Origin of the sequence: Parasphingorhabdus sp. (genome assembly GCF_036963805.1) — a bacterium.
Taxonomy (GTDB): domain Bacteria; phylum Pseudomonadota; class Alphaproteobacteria; order Sphingomonadales; family Sphingomonadaceae; genus Parasphingorhabdus.
In genome coordinates this window covers 41,512-60,896 of record NZ_JBALUN010000003.1, presented here as the reverse complement: position 1 = coordinate 60,896, position 19,385 = coordinate 41,512, and the positions used below count along the sequence as shown (strand labels likewise).

The window sequence follows — 19,385 nt, the reverse complement described above, 5'->3', positions numbered from 1 at the left end:
AAATCTTTTCTTTCAGCCTATATCGCTTTTGTTGATCGACCGACATGCAAGGAAAACATGACATGCTGCCCAAAAATCGAGAACCGTTACGCGAAGACGCGACTTTGGACGAGGTTCGCGATTATCTCGCGCCGCTTTTGGCATCACAAGCAGCCTTTGATGGCTGGAACGAGCAGGCGGTGACGGCAGCGGCACGGCAAGCCGGTGTTGATGTCGATATGGCGGGCTTGGCGTTTAATGACGGCCCTGTTGACATGATTGATGCGTGGTTTCAATCGGTTGACCAAGCTATGGCGGCAAGGTTTTCCGAAGAGCAACTTACTGCAATGAAAATTCGGGAGCGGATAACGGCGCTTGTCGCCGCGCGGTTGGAAATATTGAAACCGGAGCGTGAAGGGATGCGCAGGGCGTTGGCCATCCTCGCTGCACCGCCTAACCTGCGAAAGGCCGCCAAACTGGGCTGGCGAGCAGCAGACAAGATGTGGCGGCTCGCCGGGGATAGCGCGACCGACTTTAATTATTATACGAAGCGAACAACTTTATCGGCCGTGTATGGCAGCACAATCAGCGTGTTTCTTGACGATGAAAGTGATGATTATGCTGAAACCCTTGCGTTTCTTGACCGGCGGATAGAAAATATCATGCAGTTCGAGAAGGTGAAAGCCAAGATTATTCGGCCCGGCGGTGACCGTTTCAGCATGGCCCGTTTCGTCGGGCGGCTGCGCTATCGCGGGGCATGATCGTTGGCCTATAATGGCTGGATCTATTAAGAGGATCGACAAAATATCGGGAATTAAAAAACAAAAGACTCGCCATAGACAATCAATATTGATAATCAGTCGCAACTGAGGTTATTGAGTTTGTTTATGAATGCACCCGTGACATTTGCAATTACGCTGGATCGCCTGTCGATGCACCAGCCAGCCGAGATTCTATCCGTCGATTGGGAATCCATGTCAGAGAATGAAGGCGCGCGGCTCCGTGCCTTGGGCATTGATGAAGGAGTCTCGGTGGAAAAGCTGCATAAAGGTATGTTCGGTTTTAATGATCCTATTGCTCTTAAAGTCGGAAGAATGATGATTGCTATTCGCAAATCCCATGCGTCGGCCATATCGGTGGTCATTCCGGCCTAATATATGAGTGAATCAGAGCCTCTTATTGTCCTCGCGGGCAACCCCAATGCCGGTAAAAGCGCTTTGTTCAACGCGCTAACCGGTGCGCGTCAGAAAATCGCAAATTATCCCGGTGTTACGGTCGAACGTAAATCCGGCCACTTCAAATTGCCCGGTGGCCAGCATGTCGAGCTGGTTGATTTACCCGGCAGCTATAGCCTTGATCCGACTAGCCCTGACGAAGCGGTAACGCGCAGTGTCGTCATGGGCGAACAAAAAGGGGAGCGAAAACCGGATGCGATTATTATCGTGCTGGATGCCGCCAATCTCGACAATCATTTGCGTTTTGCGCTGGAAGTCATCGCACTGGGCCGACCGGTCATCGTTGCGCTCAACATGATAGATCTCGCCGAACGGGATGGATTGACGCTTGATGCCGAGAAGCTGGAAGCGGCGCTGGGCGTTCCGGTTGTACCCACGGTTGCTGTGCGTCGCCGCGGCCTTGACGAATTATCTGCTGCGATCGAAGAACGGCTTGCTCAGAAAACTGACCAGCAGAATATCGTAATTTCCAAAGAACGCGATCACGGTCTACGCGCACAGGCCAAGAAAATAGCCAATTCGGTAGTGATTTCGGAAACGGCCGGTCGCCGATGGTCCGAGCGCGCCGATGCTTTGCTCCTGAATCCAGTTGCTGGCCCTATCATTTTGATCGCGATTATGTTCGTGATGTTTCAGGCTGTATTCGCTTGGTCCGACGCGCCGATTGGCTGGATCGAACAGGCAAGCGAATGGGTCGCTGCCGCTGTCGAAGCTAATCTGCCAGAGGGCTTCTTGCGCGATTTCATCATCGAGGGCGCAATTGGCGGCGTTGGATCGGTGGTGGTCTTTTTACCGCAGATTTTAATCCTGTTCCTGTTCATATTATTGTTGGAAGCCAGCGGTTATATGACCCGTGCGGCCTTTATCATGGATCGCTTAATGGCCAGTGTGGGCCTGTCAGGGCGCAGCTTCATCCCTCTACTTTCCTCATTTGCCTGCGCCATTCCGGGCATCATGGCAACGCGCAGCATCGCGGATCCTAGAGACCGGTTGACCACCATATTGGTCGCGCCGCTGATGACGTGTTCGGCGCGGTTGCCGGTTTACGCGATCATCATCGGCGCGTTCATCCCTGCACGCGACGTGGGTGCGGGGATCGGATTGCAGGGATTGGTTCTGTTTGGACTTTATATATTTGGCATTATCGGCGCGATGATTGTCGCGCTGGTACTGCGCAGCACCGTGACCAAGGGACCCAATAGCGGTTTCCTGATGGAAATGCCGAAATATCAATTACCGCGTTTGCGCGATGTATTACTAGGCCTTTGGCAGCGGGCGTGGATCTTCCTGCGCCGTGCGGGTACGATTATTTTCGCGGCAACAGTGGTGTTGTGGGTGATGCTAAGCTATCCGAAAGTTCCGATTGATAATCCGATGAGTCAGGTGGATTATTCCGCTGCGGGCCGGATTGCCAATGTGATCGAACCGGTAGTCGCGCCAATTGGCTTTAGCCGCGATATTGCTCTCGCTTTGATTCCCGCCATGGCAGCGCGTGAAGTGGCTGTTGCGGCTCTCGCGACAACATATGCGATTGATGCACCCGATGAGGAAGCCGAAGCCAAATCGCTGACTGAACGACTGCAAAGCCGCTGGTCGCTGCCAACGGCGCTGGCTTTCTTGGCATGGTTTGTATTTGCCCCGCAATGCATCTCGACCATTGCTGTGACCCGCCGAGAAACCAACGGATGGAAATGGCCCATTTTCATGCTCGCTTATCTTTTTGCGCTGGCATATGTTGCGGCAGGTATTACATACTGGACTGCGGTCGCACTGGGCTTGTAAAGACCCCCAAGAGACTCGCAAACATCACAAAAATTCCAAGGGGAAAAGCATATGGCTGGCGGCATTAACAAGGTTATTATTGTAGGAAATCTGGGTGCCGACCCTGAAGTGCGTACGTTTAGTAATGGTGGCAAGGTCTGCAATCTGCGCATCGCGACTTCCGAAAGCTGGAAAGATAAAAATACCGGCGAGCGTAAGGAAAAGACGGAATGGCACAGTGTTGCTATTTTTCAAGAAGGCTTAGCGGGTGTCGCTGAGAAGTATCTGCGTAAGGGCAGCAAGGTCTATATTGAAGGCAAGCTACAAACCCGCAAATGGCAAGACCAGTCTGGCAATGACCGTTACTCGACCGAGATTGTTTTGCAGGGCTTTGACGGCAAGCTTGAAATGCTCGATTCTCGTCCCGGCGGCGGCATGGGTGGATCAGGCGGCGGCCAAGGTGGCGGTGGCAACGACGGTTGGAGCGGCGGCGGTTCGGGCGGCGGATCAGGTGGTGGTTCCAACGATGGTTGGGGCAGCACAGGCGGTGGCGGCGCGCCAAGTGGTCAAGGCGGCGGGGCTTTTGACAGCGATCTGGATGATGACGTACCGTTCTAGAGGTCAGCACTTGTCGGATTTGAACCGGCAACTTGGCACCTAATCGGCGAATAGTGGAAGGGCTTGCCCTGACAACCGACGAAGGCTACTGATCCATGATGACAAGTTGCGATCAATGCGTTGTAAAAAATAAGGCGATTTGTTCGGCACTGGACCCGGATGAATTGATCGCGATTAACCGACTCTCCCGTAAAGTTTCGATAAAGGCTGGCCAAGCGCTGATATGGGAAGGGGACGATTCCCTGATCGTAGCCAATGTCGTCGAAGGTGCTTTCAAGCTGACCTCGTCATTAGAGGACGGGCGGGAACAGATTATCGGTTTGCTCTATCCATCTGATTTCGTTGGGCGGCCTTTCGGAGATAAAAATGAATTTTCTGTCACCGCACTGGCCGATTCCAAAGTTTGTATTTTTTCTCGCTCCGACTTTGATCATTTTGTGCGCGAACATCCGGATCTAGAGCATAAGCTTTTGCAACGCACTTTGGCGGAGCTCGACCGGGTTCGGCGCTCGATGTTGATGCTGGGCCGGAAAACTGCGGCCGAACGGGTAGCTTCTTTTCTTTTGGAAATGTCAGAACGGCTTGCTGACGCGAGCTGTAGTGTAGTGGGCGGCAATGTGAGTAATTTTGCCCTGCCATTCGGGCGGCAGCAGGTGGCGGACATATTGGGCCTGACTATTGAAACAGTCAGTCGGCAAATGACCCAGTTGAAAAAAAACGAGGTGATAGCGTTGCCAGATCACCGAAATGTACAGATTCTCGATACGCCGCGTTTGCTGAATATCGCTAATACCGGCTCTGCCTAAGCCCCTTTTAGCTGGCGCCAGGCGTTATATTCTCTGCCGTAAAAGCCGAGTGGCTTTAGCGTTACCACTATCCGGTCATTTCATCGCTTTGATCTAGATCAATGTGAATGACAGGGCGTCCTGCCATGCCCCACCTGTTGAAGACGGTTTTACACTGTCGACACAGGGAAGGACATTATGGATACGCTCTTATTAAAGGCTGGCGGCTGGCTGGTCGTGGTATTTTTTGCATTTATTGCGATGGTTATGGCCGCGGATGCTGGCTTTGCCGTGCATATGGGGATTATCGCGATTGCGGCGGGGATTGTCCTTTGGGTGACGATCAACAAGGCCGATTATGCAGCAATTGGTCGCGGCATATTAAAAGCGCCTGAAGATCCTGGTATCTACGATGATGACCCGATTCGCTGGGGTGTGATCGCGACAATTTTCTGGTGTATCGCCGGCCTATCGGTTGGACTGATAATCGCCCTGCAACTGGCGTTCCCGGTTCTCAATCTCAATTCGGAATTTACGACATTCGGTCGATTACGGCCGCTTCATACATCGGCAGTAATTTTTGCATTTGGAGGCAATGCGCTGATTGCGACAAGCTTTTATGTCGTGCAGCGCACGTGCCGGGCGAGGTTGGCCTTCCCTGGTCTCGCCCGTTTCGTCTTCTGGGGTTATCAGCTTTTCATCGTGCTGGCGGCCACGGGTTATCTGATGGGTGTCACACAGTCCAAGGAATATGCCGAACCGGAATGGTATGTTGATTTATGGCTGACCATTGTCTGGCTTTGTTATGCAGCGGTATTCATCGGCACTATCGTACGCCGGTCGGAACCGCATATATATGTTGCCAACTGGTTTTACCTTTCCTTTATTTTGACCATCGCGATGCTGCATGTTGTCAACGGCCTGTCCATGCCGGTCAGCCTGTTGGGATCAAAAAGCTATTCCGCATTTGCGGGTGTACAAGATGCACTGACCCAATGGTGGTATGGCCATAATGCGGTCGGATTTTTCCTGACCGCCGGTTTCCTCGCGATGATGTATTATTTCGTTCCAAAACAGGCGGAGCGGCCGGTTTATAGCTATCGTTTGTCGATCATCCACTTCTGGTCGCTGATCTTTCTCTATATCTGGGCAGGACCACACCATCTGCACTATACGGCGCTGCCTGATTGGGCGCAGACGCTGGGCATGGTGTTCTCGATCGTGTTGTGGATGCCAAGCTGGGGCGGGATGATAAACGGCCTGATGACGCTGAACGGCGCTTGGGACAAAATACGTACCGATCCGATCATCCGGATGATGGTCCTTGCGCTTGCTTTTTATGGCATGAGTACCTTTGAAGGGCCGATGATGTCGATCAAGGCAGTCAACAGTCTGTCCCATTATACTGATTGGACGATTGGCCATGTGCACAGCGGCGCGTTGGGTTGGAATGGCATGATTACCTTTGCCGCACTTTATTATCTGGTCCCGCGTCTGTGGGGCAAGGAACGGCTTTATTCTTTGCGGATGGTGAACTGGCATTTCTGGCTCGCGACGCTCGGTATCGTACTCTACGCCGCGTCCATGTGGGTTGCTGGTATCATGCAAGGCCTGATGTGGCGCGAATATGGTGAAGATGGATATCTGGTCTACGCATTTTCCGAGGTCGTCTCGGCGATGTGGCCTATGTATGTAATCCGGGCGACGGGCGGTCTGCTCTATCTCGCCGGTGCTATCGTGCTGGTCTACAATGTCTGGATGACGATTGCGGGCAAACAACGTGTCGAAAAATCCATGACCGAAACGCCTTATGACGAGGCCGCAGACAAGCCAATTGTGGATCAGCCCGCAATTGCGCCAGCAGAATAAGGAGGTCGAACATGTCCGGTTTTGCTCAAAAGCATAAGAAACTTGAACGTAATGTCACTTTGCTCGCTGTGGCTGCTTTCGTCACCGTCGCTATTGGTGGGATCGTTGAAATTGCGCCGTTATTCTGGTTGGATAACACGATTGAGAAAGTCGAAGGCGTGCGGCCTTATACCCCGCTTGAACTGGCTGGCCGCAACATCTATGTGCGTGAAGGCTGTTATAGTTGCCACAGTCAGATGATCCGGCCCTTCCGCGATGAAGTGGAACGCTATGGCCATTATAGTCTGGCGGCGGAAAGCATGTATGACCATCCTTTCCAATGGGGATCGAAGAGAACCGGTCCAGATCTAGCCCGTGTTGGCGGCCGATATTCCGATGAATGGCATGTCCAGCATCTGACCGACCCGCGCTCTGTTGTGCCAGAATCGGTTATGCCGCCTTATGCGTTTCTGGCTGAAAAAGACCTGAAGGCGGGTGATATGGTTCAGCATTTGACAGCACAGCGGCGTGTTGGCGTTCCGTATACTGCCGAGGCAATAGCCGCTGCCAATGAAGACCTGATGGCGCAGGCCGATCCCGAAGCGGTGACAACTGATCTGGTCAAGCGCTATCCCAAGGCACAGGCCCGTGATTTTGACGGTAATCCGGACCGGCTGACGGAGATGGATGCTTTGGTAGCCTATCTTCAAATGATCGGCACATTGGTCAATTTCGAAGCCGGCGAAGCGCAGGAGGAACCGCGATGACCTATGAGGAATTCAGGCATTTTGCGGATAGTTGGGGATTGCTGTTTCTGGGAATGATATTCCTGACGTTTGTCGGCTGGTCCTTTCGGCCCGGATCACGGCAGAAAAATGAAGAAGCGGCGCATATGATCTTTGAAGAGGATCAGGACGATGGGTAATAAACCGAAAATTGACAAAGCTACGGGCACCAAGACAGTTGGGCATGAATGGGATGGTATCGAAGAACTCGATACGCCCATGCCGCGCTGGTGGTTGATGAGCCTATACGCATGCATTATCTGGGCACTTGTCTATGTGGTGCTATATCCCGCTTGGCCGATGCTCAACAGTGCAACTGAAGGTGTGCTGGGTTGGTCGAGCCGCGGCGAATATCAAAAAGAAGTGGACGCGCGCGAGGCTGAGTTGGAGCCGATCCGGCAGGCGCTCGTTAATATCGATATCCATAAATTGGCTGATAATCCTGAATTGCTCAATGAAGCCATCCAGGGCGGGCGCTCTGCTTTCAAGGTTCATTGCGTCCAATGTCATGGCGCCGGTGCAGCCGGTTTCAAAGGCTATCCCAATCTCAATGATGATGAGTGGCTGTGGGGCGGCGATATGGAGGCGATTGAATATACGGTGACCAATGGGATTCGTAACCCGGACCATGCTGAAACCCGCTTTTCTCAAATGCCGGCCTTTGGTCGCGACGGGATTTTGCAAGCCAAAGAGATACAGGATCTTGTCTCTCATGTGCGCGTGATGAGCGGGCGAGAGAAACTGAGCGGGTCAGCAAAACGGGGTGCTGTGCTTTTCGAAACAAATTGTGCCGTTTGTCATGGCAGCGATGCCAAAGGCAACCGGACGCAGGGCGCTCCTAATTTGACAGACGCGATCAGCCTCTATGGTCTCGACCGTGCAGAGCTCACCGATACGATCACCAACAGCCGCTATGGCGTGATGCCGCGCTGGGGCCACCGGCTGGATGCGGCAACGATCAGGATGTTGACCGCTTATGTCCATTCGCTTGGCGGCGGGGAAGCGGCGCCAACTATGGACGCGCCAGCTAATGATGAGGCAGTAACAGGCGTGAAGGCGGGGTCTCCGGTCGATGAGCAATCCTGAAGAGATTCTTGATCCGGGGCTAAAGCTCTACGAAAAGCGCAAGGGTGTTTATCCCAAGGCCGTGACCGGGACGTTCCGGCGGCTGAAATGGCTGATCATGGCGGTGACGCTAAGTGTCTATTATATAACGCCGTGGATCAGATGGGATCGCGGTCCTTATGCGCCGGATCAGGCCGTGTTGGTAGATCTGGCACACCGGCGCTTTTACATGTTTGGCATAGAAATCTGGCCACATGAATTTTACTATGTTGCCGGGATGTTGGTCATGGCTGGAATTGGCCTTTTTCTGGTCACTTCTGCTGTTGGGCGGGCATGGTGCGGTTATTCATGCCCTCAGACCGTGTGGACAGATCTTTTCCAGCATGTCGAGCGCGCGATTGATGGTGACCGCAATGCCCAATTCCGGTTGCAGGATGCTCCCTGGGGACCGAAGAAGATCGGAAAGCGCCTTTCGAAATGGTCGGTCTGGCTGTTTATTGCGTTCTGGACCGGCGGCGCATGGATCATGTATTTTGCCGATGCACCTACTTTAGTGGTGGATTTTTGGACTGGTCAGGCCGCCTTTGTTGCTTATGCCACGGTTGGCGTGCTGACCGCGACGACCTTTGTCTTTGGTGGTTTCATGCGGGAACAAGTGTGCATCTATATGTGCCCTTGGCCGCGTATACAGGCCGCTATGATGGACGAAAAATCGCTGACTGTAACCTATCGGGATTGGCGAGGGGAGCCGCGCGGCAGTGTCAAAAAGGCGGAGGCTCAGCCCGGCAGCTTTGGCGATTGTATCGATTGTAACCAATGTGTTGCGGTCTGTCCGACCGGCATTGATATTCGCGAGGGGCCGCAAATCGGGTGCATCACTTGCGCTTTGTGCATTGATGCCTGTGACAAGGTTATGGACCAAGTTGGTAGGCCACGGGGACTGATCGACTATGTGACGGAAGAAGATGCCGAATTGGACAAGGCCGGTAAGCCTCATATGCCGGTTCTCAAAACACTGTTCCGCCCGCGCACGATCCTTTACTTCTCGGTATGGGGCACCATTGGTCTGGCGATGCTGTTTGCCGTGGGCAACCGCACACGCATTGATATTAGCGCCAATCATGATCGCAACCCGCTTTATGTGCAGCTTGCAGACGGAGATGTACGCAACGCCTATACGGTCAACCTGCGCAATATGGAAAACCGCCCCCGTACGATGGAAATATCCATGACCGGACTGGGTCAGGCTGTATTATGGTCCGGTGATGGATCACGGGACGGGGCGAACCAGTCGGTCAAGGTCAAAGTGCCCGCCGATAGTGTCGCCAGGGCGCGGCTATTTGTTGCAGCGCCTGGGGAGGGTGCCCAGCGGGAAGATTTCAAGCTGACTGTTCGCGCCGAAGATGACCCCAGCGCGCAGGACAGCCATGAAGTATTTTTCGAACGTCCGGAGATTGCCCGATGACTAGTAAACCCCAGCCTAAAAAAATCACAGGTTATCACGCGGCCGCGATGATCATTGCCTTTTTTGCGGTGGTAGTTTGCGTCAATTTGGTGATGGCGCGCTTCGCCGTTTCGACCTTCGGAGGTACGGTGGTCGACAATAGCTATGTTGCGAGTCAGAAATATAACAAATGGCTAGAACAAGCTCGTAGCCAAGCATCCCATGGATGGAGTGTATCGCCAATAAAGCGGGTCGAGGACAAAGCTGTGATGACGTTGGCCCAAGCCGATGGCACGGCGCTTCGCGGAGCCGATATATCGGCGGTAGCAGAACATCCTGTTGGCCGAACGGACCCGATTTCTCTTCGCTTTCAAAATATCGGGGATGGAATTTATGCCAGCATTGGTAGTCTTCCTGCCGGACGCTGGAAGCTGAAAATTAACATTAGTTATGAAGGCAAGAAAATGACATTGGCACAGGATATCCGTTGAACGCCCATACGGATATTACGCCCAGAAAGGCAGAAGGCACGGACAATATTGTCTCCCGTTTCGCTGTGCCTGCTATCCGCTGCGCCGGATGTATTTCGAAAATTGAAAATGGTCTGTCTTCTGAACAGGATATAGTGTCGGCCCGTGTGAATTTTTCGACTAAACAGGTCGCTGTATCCCATCTGCCCTCTCTTCGTGAAGACGAGATAAAAGCCAAGATTGAGCGACTGGGATTTGACGTGCAAATATTGGTCGACAACCCATTGGCGGAAGAAAAAGGCGGCACCGACAAGCTGATCCGTGCTCTGGCGGTTGCAGGATTTGGTATGATGAACATCATGCTGCTGTCAGTGAGTGTCTGGTCCGGAGCGATGGGCCCCACCCGCGATTTGTTTCACTGGATATCGGCGCTAATCGCTATACCCGTGATCCTCTATTCCGGGCGGCCATTTTTTAGTTCGGCCTTTATGGCGCTACGATATGGGCGCACCAACATGGATGTGCCGATTACGATAGGTATTATTCTCACCACCGGTCTCAGCATTTTTGAGGCGATGACTGGCGGCGCCCACGCCTATTTTGAAAGCGTTGTCATGCTGATCTTCTTCCTGCTCGCAGGGCGGGTGCTTGACGGAATGATGCGGGACCGCGCGCGTGAAGGCATATCGGCTTTGCTTAAACAGACTGCGCCCGGGGCTATGGTCCTGAATGATGATGGCACAACCGCATGGGTTGCGGCCAAAGAACTGCGCCCCGATATGCGGATGGTAGTTGCTGCTGGTGATAATCTGGCCGCAGATGGCGTAATTGAACAAGGCTCTAGCAATTTTGATTTTGCGCTGATGACCGGCGAGAGCGAGCCGCAACCGAAGGGTTCCGGAGACCTTGTTTTGGCGGGAACGCTCAACCTCACGGCGCCGGTCACGGTGCGGATTACCGCCGCTGGTGAAGATACCAGCTTGTCGGACATTGCGCGATTAATGGATGAAGCGGGGCAACAGCGGTCCTTTTATGTGCGGGTCGCGGACAAGGCTGCGCGCTTCTATGCCCCCGCTGTGCATAGTCTCGCCTTATTGGCTTTCGTGTTCTGGATGTTTGCCGGGGCTGGTTGGCATCAGTCATTGCTGATTTCGGTGGCCGTCCTGATCATCACCTGTCCCTGCGCATTGGGGCTGGCGGTTCCGGCCGCACAGGTAGTGGCTTCCGGCGCGTTGCTCCGCAAGGGCGTGATGATAAAGGACGGCAGCGCGTTGGAGCGGCTTGCAGAAGCCGACCGCGCATTGTTTGATAAGACCGGCACATTGACGTTGGGCCGGCCGGTTCCAGTTGATGTGGATCACCTTTCTTTACAGCAAAAGCAGGTTGCATTGGCTTTGGCACAAGCCAGCAGCCACCCGGTAAGTAAGGGCATACGCGCGGCGCTGCTCGCACAAAATATTGCGCCAGTACAAATTGATGCATTGGAGGAAACTCCCGGCGAGGGCATGTCCGGTTGCTGGGATGGTGTAACTGTGGCTCTGGGTAAACCCGTTAAATCGGGTGATCATCTCTCCTGCCAGCTACGTGTTGGCGAAGAAAGCGTAGATATTGAACTGGAGGATGAACTCCGTCCTGATGTTCGGGAAGCTATTGACCGGTTAAATGCGTTGGGCGTGCCCGCGACCATTATATCAGGTGACAATGCGCCATCGGTTGCGAAAATATCTGGTGCAGTTGGTCTGACGGCGCAGACCGGTGCCAGCCCACAAGAAAAATTACAAGCTATTGCGCGGTTTCATGCAGCCGGGTTGAAAGTGCTGATGGTCGGGGATGGGCTGAATGACGGTCCGGCGCTGGCCGCAGCGCATGTGTCTATTGCCCCCGGTTCGGCCAGTGATGTCGGACAACAAGCGTCAGACGCGGTATTTACCAGCGATTCCTTCCTGCCCGTCGCATTGGCGGTTCAGACGGCCCAGCGGACCATGCAAATCGTCCGGCAGAATTTCGCGCTCGCTATAGGATATAATGTGCTGGCAGTGCCTTTGGCCTTGACGGGAATGGTAACGCCGCTGGTTGCCGCTATCGCGATGTCATTGTCATCCCTGATCGTGGTGGGCAATGCTTTGCGCCTAAACGGGGCAGCGAAATGAGCGGATTGGCGATTTTAATCCCAGTGGCGCTCCTGATGGGGCTGGCCGGGCTGGTCTTTTTCTTTTGGGCCATGCGCAACGGCCAGTTTGATGATTTGGATGGCGCAGCGCAACGGGTGTTGATTGACGAAGAAGAAATGAGTGATGATGATAAAGAGCCATAAGCCATGCGGCGCAGTGATGTTCTCAGCTCTCGCCATATTGATGTTAGCGATCACCCCGCTCGCGCCCGCCAGTGCTATGATGGTCTTGTCTATCTGCGGTGGAGATGGCGTCAACCGAACCATCTCTGTGCCGATGGATCCTAATCAGCAAGAGCCCGACAATTGCGTTAAAGGCTGTCACGGATTCTGCTCACGCAAACAGACTCCGGAGCGGGGCGATGAGGCAGATGATTAACCAACCGCATTGGCCCGCAACCAAAATTACGGGGTAAAGATAGAGCTGTGCCCTAAAGAATTGGCGCTGAGGTCATTAGCGGGAGCCGCTTTCTCAATGACCCATCAACAATGGAATATCTGCATCGTTGAGCAGGTTTTTCGTGACACCTCCAAATAATGTTTCACGCAAACGGCTATGACCATAAGCGCCCATGACCAGCGCGGATGCCTTTTGTTCAGTCGCAAATTCTGCGATAATATGAGAAGCCTCCTTACCTTTGCCTTTCAGTTCGTGAAGGACGGTAGAAACTCCGTGACGGGCCAGATAAATAGAGGCTGCACTATGGGGAAAGCCTTCCCCCTCTTCGCCAACTGTGACCAAATGGACGGTGTTTGCCATTTTCAGTATCGGTAATGCCAATCGCAATGCTTTGGCGGCTTCGGCCGATCCGTTCCACGCCACGACTATTGGCGCATCGCAGTCAAAAGAATTGGTTTCGATTGGGACAACCAAAACAGCGCAATGGGCATGGACCGCGACATCACCGGCAATAGGCAGGGGCTCATCGCCAGCATTGCGTTTGCCAAAAGACTGGCTTAAAATCGCGAGATCGGCGAGGCGGCTGCGCTCGGTTAATAATGTGGCGGGGTCGCCAAGACCTGTTTGCCAGTCCCAGGACACATCTTCCGATTTCAACCTGTTTTCGATTTTTTCGCGGTGCGCGCGTTCGGCAACATTCATATCTTCAAAATTAATGCCAGTGACAAAGTCGCCGCCTAATGGTCCGAATGACATCGGGGCAAATTGTGTGGTTGGCTGCACACAGGTCAAGTGAGCGCTATGGCACCGCGCAATATCCAGCCCGACCTGCAAGCGCGATTCAAAGCCGCAATCTTCGAACACATGTAATAATATCGTTTTCAAGGCATTTCTCCCGCAAGTCCCTGTTAGGACCAGCCGACATTATTGCATCTAGATCCGATCCGCTTTGATCTAGCGCAAAAAATGACGGGGCAATTTATGTGGCTTCAGGACTCCAGGCTGTTTATGTGATTTCCATAGTATCACTGGGCGTCAGCTTTGTAAGCAAAGCGTCCATATCTGCGCGAGCAATCGCGACGCAGCCCTCGGTTGCTTTATCTTTGTCGCTGATATGAAAGAAAATCGCACTGCCGTTGCCAGGCACTGGCGGTGCGTCGTTATGGCCGAGAATGATAATAATATCGTACAGCAGGTCGTTGCGGATAAGAGTTTCGGCGCTAAACAGGTGAGGCAGATTTACGGGACGGTTATAGGATGGATCTGCGGGATCATCTGACCAACCATCATCTTCAGCAATCCAGCGCCAGGGCAATTTCAGCTGAGGTGATGGCGCACTTCGGCCCGGGCGAAATAGGACGCCTCGGATGGGCCATCGCCCCAACGGAGTGTAGCCATCGCCTTCTCGTTTGCTGTCTGCCGGACAGGTACCGGAACGCCCGATCGCGCATCTCATTAACCGATTTTCAAAACTGAGCGTCCGCGCATTGGCATCGACCCGAATGATGCTCAAAGCTGATGCCCCGTTCGATCCCGTTTGGTATCAAGGTAAAATTCATTATGCGGATTGGCGGCAATCTTTACCGAAAGACGTTCCTCGACTGAAATGCCGCAGCCTTCCAGCCCGTCCACTTTTTCCGGGTTGTTGGTCATTAATTTAATCTGTGGAATGGCGAGTAACTCCAGCATGCGCGCGGCGATTGAGAAATCCCGTGCATCAATTGCAAAACCCAACCGCTGATTGGCATCAACTGTATCAAAACCCTGATCTTGCAGGGCATAGGCACGAAGCTTGTTGATTAGCCCGATGCCGCGCCCTTCCTGCCGTAAATAGAGCAACACACCCCAATTGGCTTCACCCATCTGGGCAAGAGCTGCGTGAAGTTGTGGTCCGCAATCACATTTCAGGCTACCGAGTACGTCGCCAGTCAGACATTCGCTATGTAGCCGAACTACCGGTGTGGTGTCATCCCGCTTACCAACGACCAGCGCAATATGATCGGTCGAATCCGCTTCGCTGCGAAATCCGTAGATATGGGCCAGCGCATTTGCGGCGACGGGCAATTTGGCATGAGCGCTAATGACCAGTGCATTGGAATCAGCATAAGCAGCCGCGTCTGCGGTCTGAAGCCGGTCTTCTGCGGGCTCATCAACAATCAGAAACGCCGGAAGCAGACCACCATGGCGTACCAATTCCATAGCCGCTTTGGCAGCCTCTGGATGGCTGAGCGTTTCGCTACGAAACGGCCCTTTCATCGGGTACTGCATATCCAGAACCGGATCGACAATAGCAATAATCTCTGCAGCACTAACCGGTCCAGGTAAGCTGAGCTGTACTGGTAATGCCGGATCGGCGGCAGCGCGCTGGTTCAAGAGTTTCAGCGTGTCGGCCCGGCTTGATGATATAAGCAGGGTGACATGGGATAATTGCGATAAGTGACTGCCCAAATCTGTTGTCTCGACAGGCAATAGGTTCAACGCAGCGCCATCGTCTTCCACGCTGATTGGCCACCCACGACGCAACGCATCAATGGCCCTTGCGGCGCGCCGTGCGCCTTTGGAGTCAAGGGCAGCTGGCGTCTTCATTCAAAATTTGAATTCCGTAATGAGCGGGGCATGATCAGACGGTTTGGTCCAACCCCGCGCGTCTTCATGAACAACGTGGCTGGTCGCTTTTTTGGCCAGCTCGGGACTGACCCAGACGTGATCCAGACGACGGCCTTTGTCGGCAACCTTCCAATCATGGGCGCGATAGCTCCACCATGTAAAAAGCCGCTCAGGATCCGGAATAAACTGGCGACCAATGTCGACCCATCCATGCGCAGCCTGCAGCTTAGCCATGATATCGATTTCAATCTTGGTATGGCTGACCACATTGATCAGCTTTTTGTGGCTCCAGACATCGGATTCAAGCGGCGCGATGTTGAAGTCACCGAGCAGGATCGTTGGTGTTTCCAATGCCGCAGACCATTCCGTCATGCGCGCATAGTAATCAAGCTTTTGCCCGAATTTCGGATTTACCTCACGGTCAGGAATTTCTCCTCCTGCCGGAATATAGACATTTTCGATGCGTATGCCATTTTCCAGGCGCGCACCAACATGTCTGGCTTCGCCATTGGCCTGCCAATCGAACCGTTCATCTTTGTGAAGGGGCACGCGGCTAATTATCGCAACCCCGTGATGCATCGGCTGGCCATTTAATATCAGGTGATTATACCCCAATTGCCGGAAAATTCCTTCCGGAAACTGGTCATCACGCACCTTGGTTTCCTGCAAGCACAGCACATCCGGTGCTTCTTCTCTCAGGAATCGCTCGACAATGTCGAGTCGGGCGCGGACGCTGTTAATATTCCAGCTGACGACTTTCAGGGTATCACTCATGGCTCAACTCCTAGCCATGAATAACGTGAAACCCAAGTCAAAAAGTCGAACAAGAGTTTCGCAAAATGTCATATTTTTTGATAGCTTAGAGGCGAAAAACCCTCACCTCCGGGGGCATTTAGGAGGTGAGGGCTAACTCGCGTTCGTCACGCATAGGATGGTATAAAGTTTGTAAGATCAGGTAACAGGGGGAAAACCTGATCGCTTCGTCTCATCCTGTAACCCTTATACGACCGTGTTTCTGTCGCTTAGATGAACGAAACTTGTCCGCGCTTCCGCTGGTCGATTCCGCGCCTCCGTTCATCGCCCACCGCGACGATTTGGCCGCGGATCGGTCCAATTAAATGTGCTGTTAGCAACCGGGACCCCAAATTTCTGGTTTGAAAGGCGAATAGATGTCCGATTATTTTTCGAGTCGAGAGATACCCAGCCATCCAGACGTAGCCCCGCAGGCGCACCCGCAACTTTCGTGAAAATCATTGTAATCACGCCATATTCCGGTCGTTTGGGATCACTCACTTCGACGCTAACAACATTGGGATTGCGAGTCGGAATTATTTTTCCATATTTTGACAAATCCTGAGCCGGATTCAGCAATGCGCTTAAAGGACTATTATTGATCGGCCAGCGTTGGACCTGATTTACATCATAATCGATCATTGTCAGTGCCTTGCCGTCGCCAACAATCAGCAAATTGGCGTCCTTGCCATATTGAAAGCGGATCCGGCCAGGTTGCTTCAGTGTCAATTTCCCGGGTAAAAGCTGCCCACTGCGGTCGGATTGGGTGAAATTGGCGGTCATTGTCGTCATAGCGCGCAAATGAGCTGAAATGGCACTGATATTATCTGCGGGGCTTCGCTGGGCCGTCGCCGGAACGGAGGCCGTCAACGCTAGAGGCGCTGCAACGAGGGCAAATGCATATCTCAACATATTGAAAACTCCTGAAAAATAATATCAATGCTTAGCGGAAAGCGATTGAACATCACCTGAATTTCGGCAGGGCTACATTATTTCGCCATTTTGATCCCGCAGCACTTCGCGTCGGCCAATATGGTTGGGTGGGCTGATAAACTGGTCATCTTCCATCCGGTCGATAATCCGCGCGGCCGTATTATAGCCGATTCTAAGCTGCCGCTGGAGCCAGCTAGTGGATACTTTCTGGCTTTCAAAGACGATTTGACAAGCTTGGGCATATTGCCGATCTTCTTTACTATCTGACAGATCGGCTCCATCCAAAGCATAGCTGCCATCTTCCGGTTCTTCAGTCACAGCCTGAATATAATCAGGTGTCCCTTGCGCGCGCCAATGATCGGCGATCAGGCGGACCTCGTCATCGGAAACAAACGGCCCGTGAACGCGGGTAAGTTGCTTTCCGCCGGGCATATAAAGCATATCGCCTTTACCGAGTAGTTGTTCTGCACCCTGTTCGCCAAGGATGGTCCGAGAATCGATCTTGGATGTCACATGGAAGCTGATCCGTGTGGGTAGATTCGCCTTAATCACACCCGTAATAACATCAACTGATGGCCGCTGGGTGGCCATGATGAGGTGGATTCCCGCTGCCCGAGCTTTCTGAGCGAGCCTCTGGATCAGGAATTCAACCTCTTTACCGGCTGTCATCATGAGGTCGGCCAACTCGTCCACAATGATAACAATTTGCGGCAGGACTTCGAAATCCAGCTGTTCTTCTTCATAGATGGGCCGTGATGTGTCTGGGTCATAGCCGGTCTGAACCTTGCGGCCTAGCGGCTCCCCCTTGGCTTTGGCGGCTTTCACCTTCTCGTTATAATTGGCGAGATTTCTTACCGAGATGGACGACATCATCCGGTAGCGTTCCTCCATCTGTTCGACTGCCCATTTAAGTGCGCGGATCGCTTTGGCAGGCTCAGTCACAACCGGAGACAGAAGGTGCGGGATATCGTCGTAGGTGCTGAGTTCCAGCATCTTCGGATCGATCATGATCATCCGGCACTGATCCGGTGTCAGCCGGTACAAAAGAGATACGATCATGCAGTTGAGACCAACTGATTTACCCGAACCGGTGGTGCCTGCAATTAAAAGATGCGGCATCGGGGCCAGATCGGCGATTACCGGATCACCGGAAATGTTTTTGCCGAGAATGATCGGGAGCTGTCCAGTCTGTTCCTGAAAACTGTCACTGCCGATCATCTCATGCAGAACGACAGATTCACGCTGCGCATTGGGCAGTTCGATACCCATAACCGTCCGCCCTGGTATGGCCGCGACGCGGGCGGAAAGGGCGGACATGTTCCGGGCTATGTCTTCCGCTAGCTGGATTACGCGGCTGGCTTTTATGCCCGGAGCGGGTTCCAGTTCATACATAGTCACGACTGGTCCGGGGCGCACTGCGTTGATCGTGCCCTTTACATGGAAATCATCAAGCACGGATTCCAGTAAGCGCGCATTCCGCTCCAATCCGGCTTTGTCGATGACATTATTCGCTTCTTCCGGACGGGGAGTCAGTAGATCAATTGAGGGCAAGGAATAGGGGCCAAAGAAATCGCCCTGCGTGCCGCTCGACAGGCGTGCTTTTTTGGGAGGTAGGGCGCGGTCGCTAATCTCTGGCGGCGGCCGGTTATCCGGTTTAACCTCTTTACGCGGAGCAGGCGCCGTTTTGGTTTTTCGCGCCGCTGCAATTTCCGGTTCGATCACCAGGCCATTATCTTCTTCACCGGATTTCAGTCTCGGCAATTTGATCTGCGGTATCGAGAATAGCGGCCTGTCCAGTCGCAGACTAAAATAGCCAAGCACGAGACCGCTGCTCACCGTTATCGCAGTCACTATGCCTGATCCAATGCCGCTCCAGCTCTCCGAGATCCCGTTTAAGCTGGCACCAATGGCTTTGGCGGACAATAAACCGGCAAGTCCACCCCACCCGGACGGTAAGTCTGCCTGACTATCAGGAAACCATAAAGACAGGCCGGTCCCCATTAAAAAGACTGCGATGAGGCACCACAGAAGCTGCTTTTTCCATTCGGTTTGCTGCATATTACGCCACAAGCGATGAGCAAATATCAGCAACAGCGGCAGGAATAAAATTACGGGTACTCCCATCAGCGATAAGAGAAAGTCAGAGCTGTAAGAGCCGACAGCACCCATCCAATTATGTTCTACACTGCCAGCGGCGGTGTTCAACGACGGATCACTGGGCGAATAGCTTGCCAATGCCAGGATCAGGAAGGCCGCGCCAAGGCCGAGAGCGACCGCACCGATCAACGCACCACTGCGCAATAGGCTAAGACGCATCACTTCACGCCAATTTGCTTCTTTTGCTCTTCCGGCCATATTCTGCTCCCGGGGCCCGACTGTTCCCCCGTCTGTTTCGGTGCAAACGCCCGAACCCATATTAACTATCACTTCCTTTGCGCGAATCCGTGACTCCGCGTCAAGTTATGTTGGTGATTGTTTACCGGAACATACTTT

The 19,385-nt window shown here is 53.2% G+C and carries 20 protein-coding genes; 14 read left to right on the top strand and 6 right to left on the bottom strand.

The genetic code is table 11. The features are described 5' to 3' along the window. Positions 1–62: 62 nt before the first annotated feature. The 14 genes from V7676_RS10235 (at position 63) to V7676_RS10170 (ending at position 12,539) form a co-directional block, all read left to right on the top strand. Positions 63–740, top strand: a complete 678-nt coding sequence (locus V7676_RS10235) for a COQ9 family protein (RefSeq protein WP_335659615.1) — start codon at positions 63–65, stop codon at positions 738–740. 126 nt (positions 741–866) lie between these two features. Next, a complete protein-coding gene (locus tag V7676_RS10230) occupies positions 867–1,133 on the top strand; it encodes a FeoA family protein (RefSeq protein WP_335659614.1) in 267 nt (88 codons plus the stop codon). A gap of 3 nt (positions 1,134–1,136) precedes the next feature. Next, positions 1,137–2,996 (top strand): ferrous iron transporter B, encoded by a 1,860-nt coding sequence (gene feoB, locus V7676_RS10225; protein ID WP_335659613.1) that lies wholly within the window; start codon positions 1,137–1,139, stop codon positions 2,994–2,996. A gap of 51 nt (positions 2,997–3,047) precedes the next feature. Next, positions 3,048–3,593, top strand: a complete 546-nt coding sequence (ssb, locus tag V7676_RS10220) for a single-stranded DNA-binding protein (protein WP_335659612.1) — start codon at positions 3,048–3,050, stop codon at positions 3,591–3,593. A 95-nt stretch (positions 3,594–3,688) separates the two neighbouring features. Continuing rightward, complete coding sequence (locus V7676_RS10215; RefSeq protein WP_335659611.1) at positions 3,689–4,399, top strand: Crp/Fnr family transcriptional regulator; 711 nt, start codon at positions 3,689–3,691, stop codon at positions 4,397–4,399. 177 nt (positions 4,400–4,576) lie between these two features. Then, the gene (gene ccoN, locus V7676_RS10210) at positions 4,577–6,247 is read left to right on the top strand and encodes a cytochrome-c oxidase, cbb3-type subunit I (RefSeq protein WP_335659610.1); all 1,671 of its coding nucleotides are present in this window, start codon (positions 4,577–4,579) and stop codon (positions 6,245–6,247) included. A gap of 11 nt (positions 6,248–6,258) precedes the next feature. Further along, the gene (gene ccoO / locus V7676_RS10205; protein ID WP_335659609.1) at positions 6,259–6,993 is read left to right on the top strand and encodes a cytochrome-c oxidase, cbb3-type subunit II; all 735 of its coding nucleotides are present in this window, start codon (positions 6,259–6,261) and stop codon (positions 6,991–6,993) included. After that, entirely contained in the window at positions 6,990–7,151 is a 162-nt protein-coding gene (locus tag V7676_RS10200; protein ID WP_335659608.1) for a cbb3-type cytochrome c oxidase subunit 3, read from the top strand. The genes ccoO and V7676_RS10200 overlap by 4 nt, the downstream gene beginning before the upstream one ends. Continuing rightward, positions 7,144–8,097 carry a cytochrome-c oxidase, cbb3-type subunit III gene (gene ccoP / locus V7676_RS10195; protein ID WP_335659607.1) on the top strand — a complete coding sequence of 318 codons (954 nt, stop codon included), beginning with the start codon at positions 7,144–7,146 and terminating at the stop codon, positions 8,095–8,097. Before V7676_RS10200 ends, ccoP begins: the two co-directional genes overlap by 8 nt. Next, positions 8,084–9,541 carry a cytochrome c oxidase accessory protein CcoG gene (gene ccoG, locus V7676_RS10190; protein ID WP_335659606.1) on the top strand — a complete coding sequence of 486 codons (1,458 nt, stop codon included), beginning with the start codon at positions 8,084–8,086 and terminating at the stop codon, positions 9,539–9,541. Before ccoP ends, ccoG begins: the two co-directional genes overlap by 14 nt. Next, positions 9,538–10,011, top strand: coding sequence for a FixH family protein (locus V7676_RS10185; RefSeq protein WP_335659605.1), 474 nt, complete (start codon positions 9,538–9,540; stop codon positions 10,009–10,011). The genes ccoG and V7676_RS10185 overlap by 4 nt, the downstream gene beginning before the upstream one ends. Continuing rightward, a complete protein-coding gene (locus tag V7676_RS10180) occupies positions 10,008–12,140 on the top strand; it encodes a heavy metal translocating P-type ATPase (protein WP_335659604.1) in 2,133 nt (710 codons plus the stop codon). The genes V7676_RS10185 and V7676_RS10180 overlap by 4 nt, the downstream gene beginning before the upstream one ends. After that, positions 12,137–12,304: a cbb3-type cytochrome oxidase assembly protein CcoS gene (gene ccoS / locus V7676_RS10175; protein WP_335659603.1), complete on the top strand. Its 168-nt coding sequence runs from the start codon at positions 12,137–12,139 to the stop codon at positions 12,302–12,304. Before V7676_RS10180 ends, ccoS begins: the two co-directional genes overlap by 4 nt. Continuing rightward, the gene (locus V7676_RS10170; protein ID WP_335659602.1) at positions 12,285–12,539 is read left to right on the top strand and encodes a hypothetical protein; all 255 of its coding nucleotides are present in this window, start codon (positions 12,285–12,287) and stop codon (positions 12,537–12,539) included. The genes ccoS and V7676_RS10170 overlap by 20 nt, the downstream gene beginning before the upstream one ends. A 93-nt stretch (positions 12,540–12,632) precedes the next feature. Here V7676_RS10170 and V7676_RS10165 read toward each other — a convergent pair whose 3' ends face one another. The 6 genes from V7676_RS10165 to V7676_RS10140 all read right to left on the bottom strand — a co-directional run bounded on the left by V7676_RS10165 (position 12,633) and on the right by V7676_RS10140 (position 19,247). After that, complete coding sequence (locus tag V7676_RS10165; protein WP_335659601.1) at positions 12,633–13,445, bottom strand: universal stress protein; 813 nt, start codon at positions 13,443–13,445, stop codon at positions 12,633–12,635. Between the two features lie 121 nt (positions 13,446–13,566). Beyond that, on the bottom strand, positions 13,567–14,073 hold the full coding sequence (locus V7676_RS10160) for a L,D-transpeptidase family protein (RefSeq protein WP_335659600.1): 507 nt from the start codon (positions 14,071–14,073) through the stop codon (positions 13,567–13,569). Further along, positions 14,070–15,146, bottom strand: a complete 1,077-nt coding sequence (ribA, locus tag V7676_RS10155) for a GTP cyclohydrolase II (protein ID WP_335659599.1) — start codon at positions 15,144–15,146, stop codon at positions 14,070–14,072. Before ribA ends, V7676_RS10160 begins: the two co-directional genes overlap by 4 nt. Beyond that, a complete protein-coding gene (gene xth / locus V7676_RS10150; protein ID WP_335659598.1) occupies positions 15,147–15,941 on the bottom strand; it encodes an exodeoxyribonuclease III in 795 nt (264 codons plus the stop codon). A gap of 300 nt (positions 15,942–16,241) precedes the next feature. Beyond that, positions 16,242–16,871, bottom strand: coding sequence for a LolA family protein (locus V7676_RS10145; RefSeq protein WP_335659597.1), 630 nt, complete (start codon positions 16,869–16,871; stop codon positions 16,242–16,244). A gap of 72 nt (positions 16,872–16,943) precedes the next feature. Further along, positions 16,944–19,247 (bottom strand): DNA translocase FtsK, encoded by a 2,304-nt coding sequence (locus tag V7676_RS10140; protein ID WP_335659596.1) that lies wholly within the window; start codon positions 19,245–19,247, stop codon positions 16,944–16,946. Between the last annotated feature and the right edge of the window lie 138 nt (positions 19,248–19,385).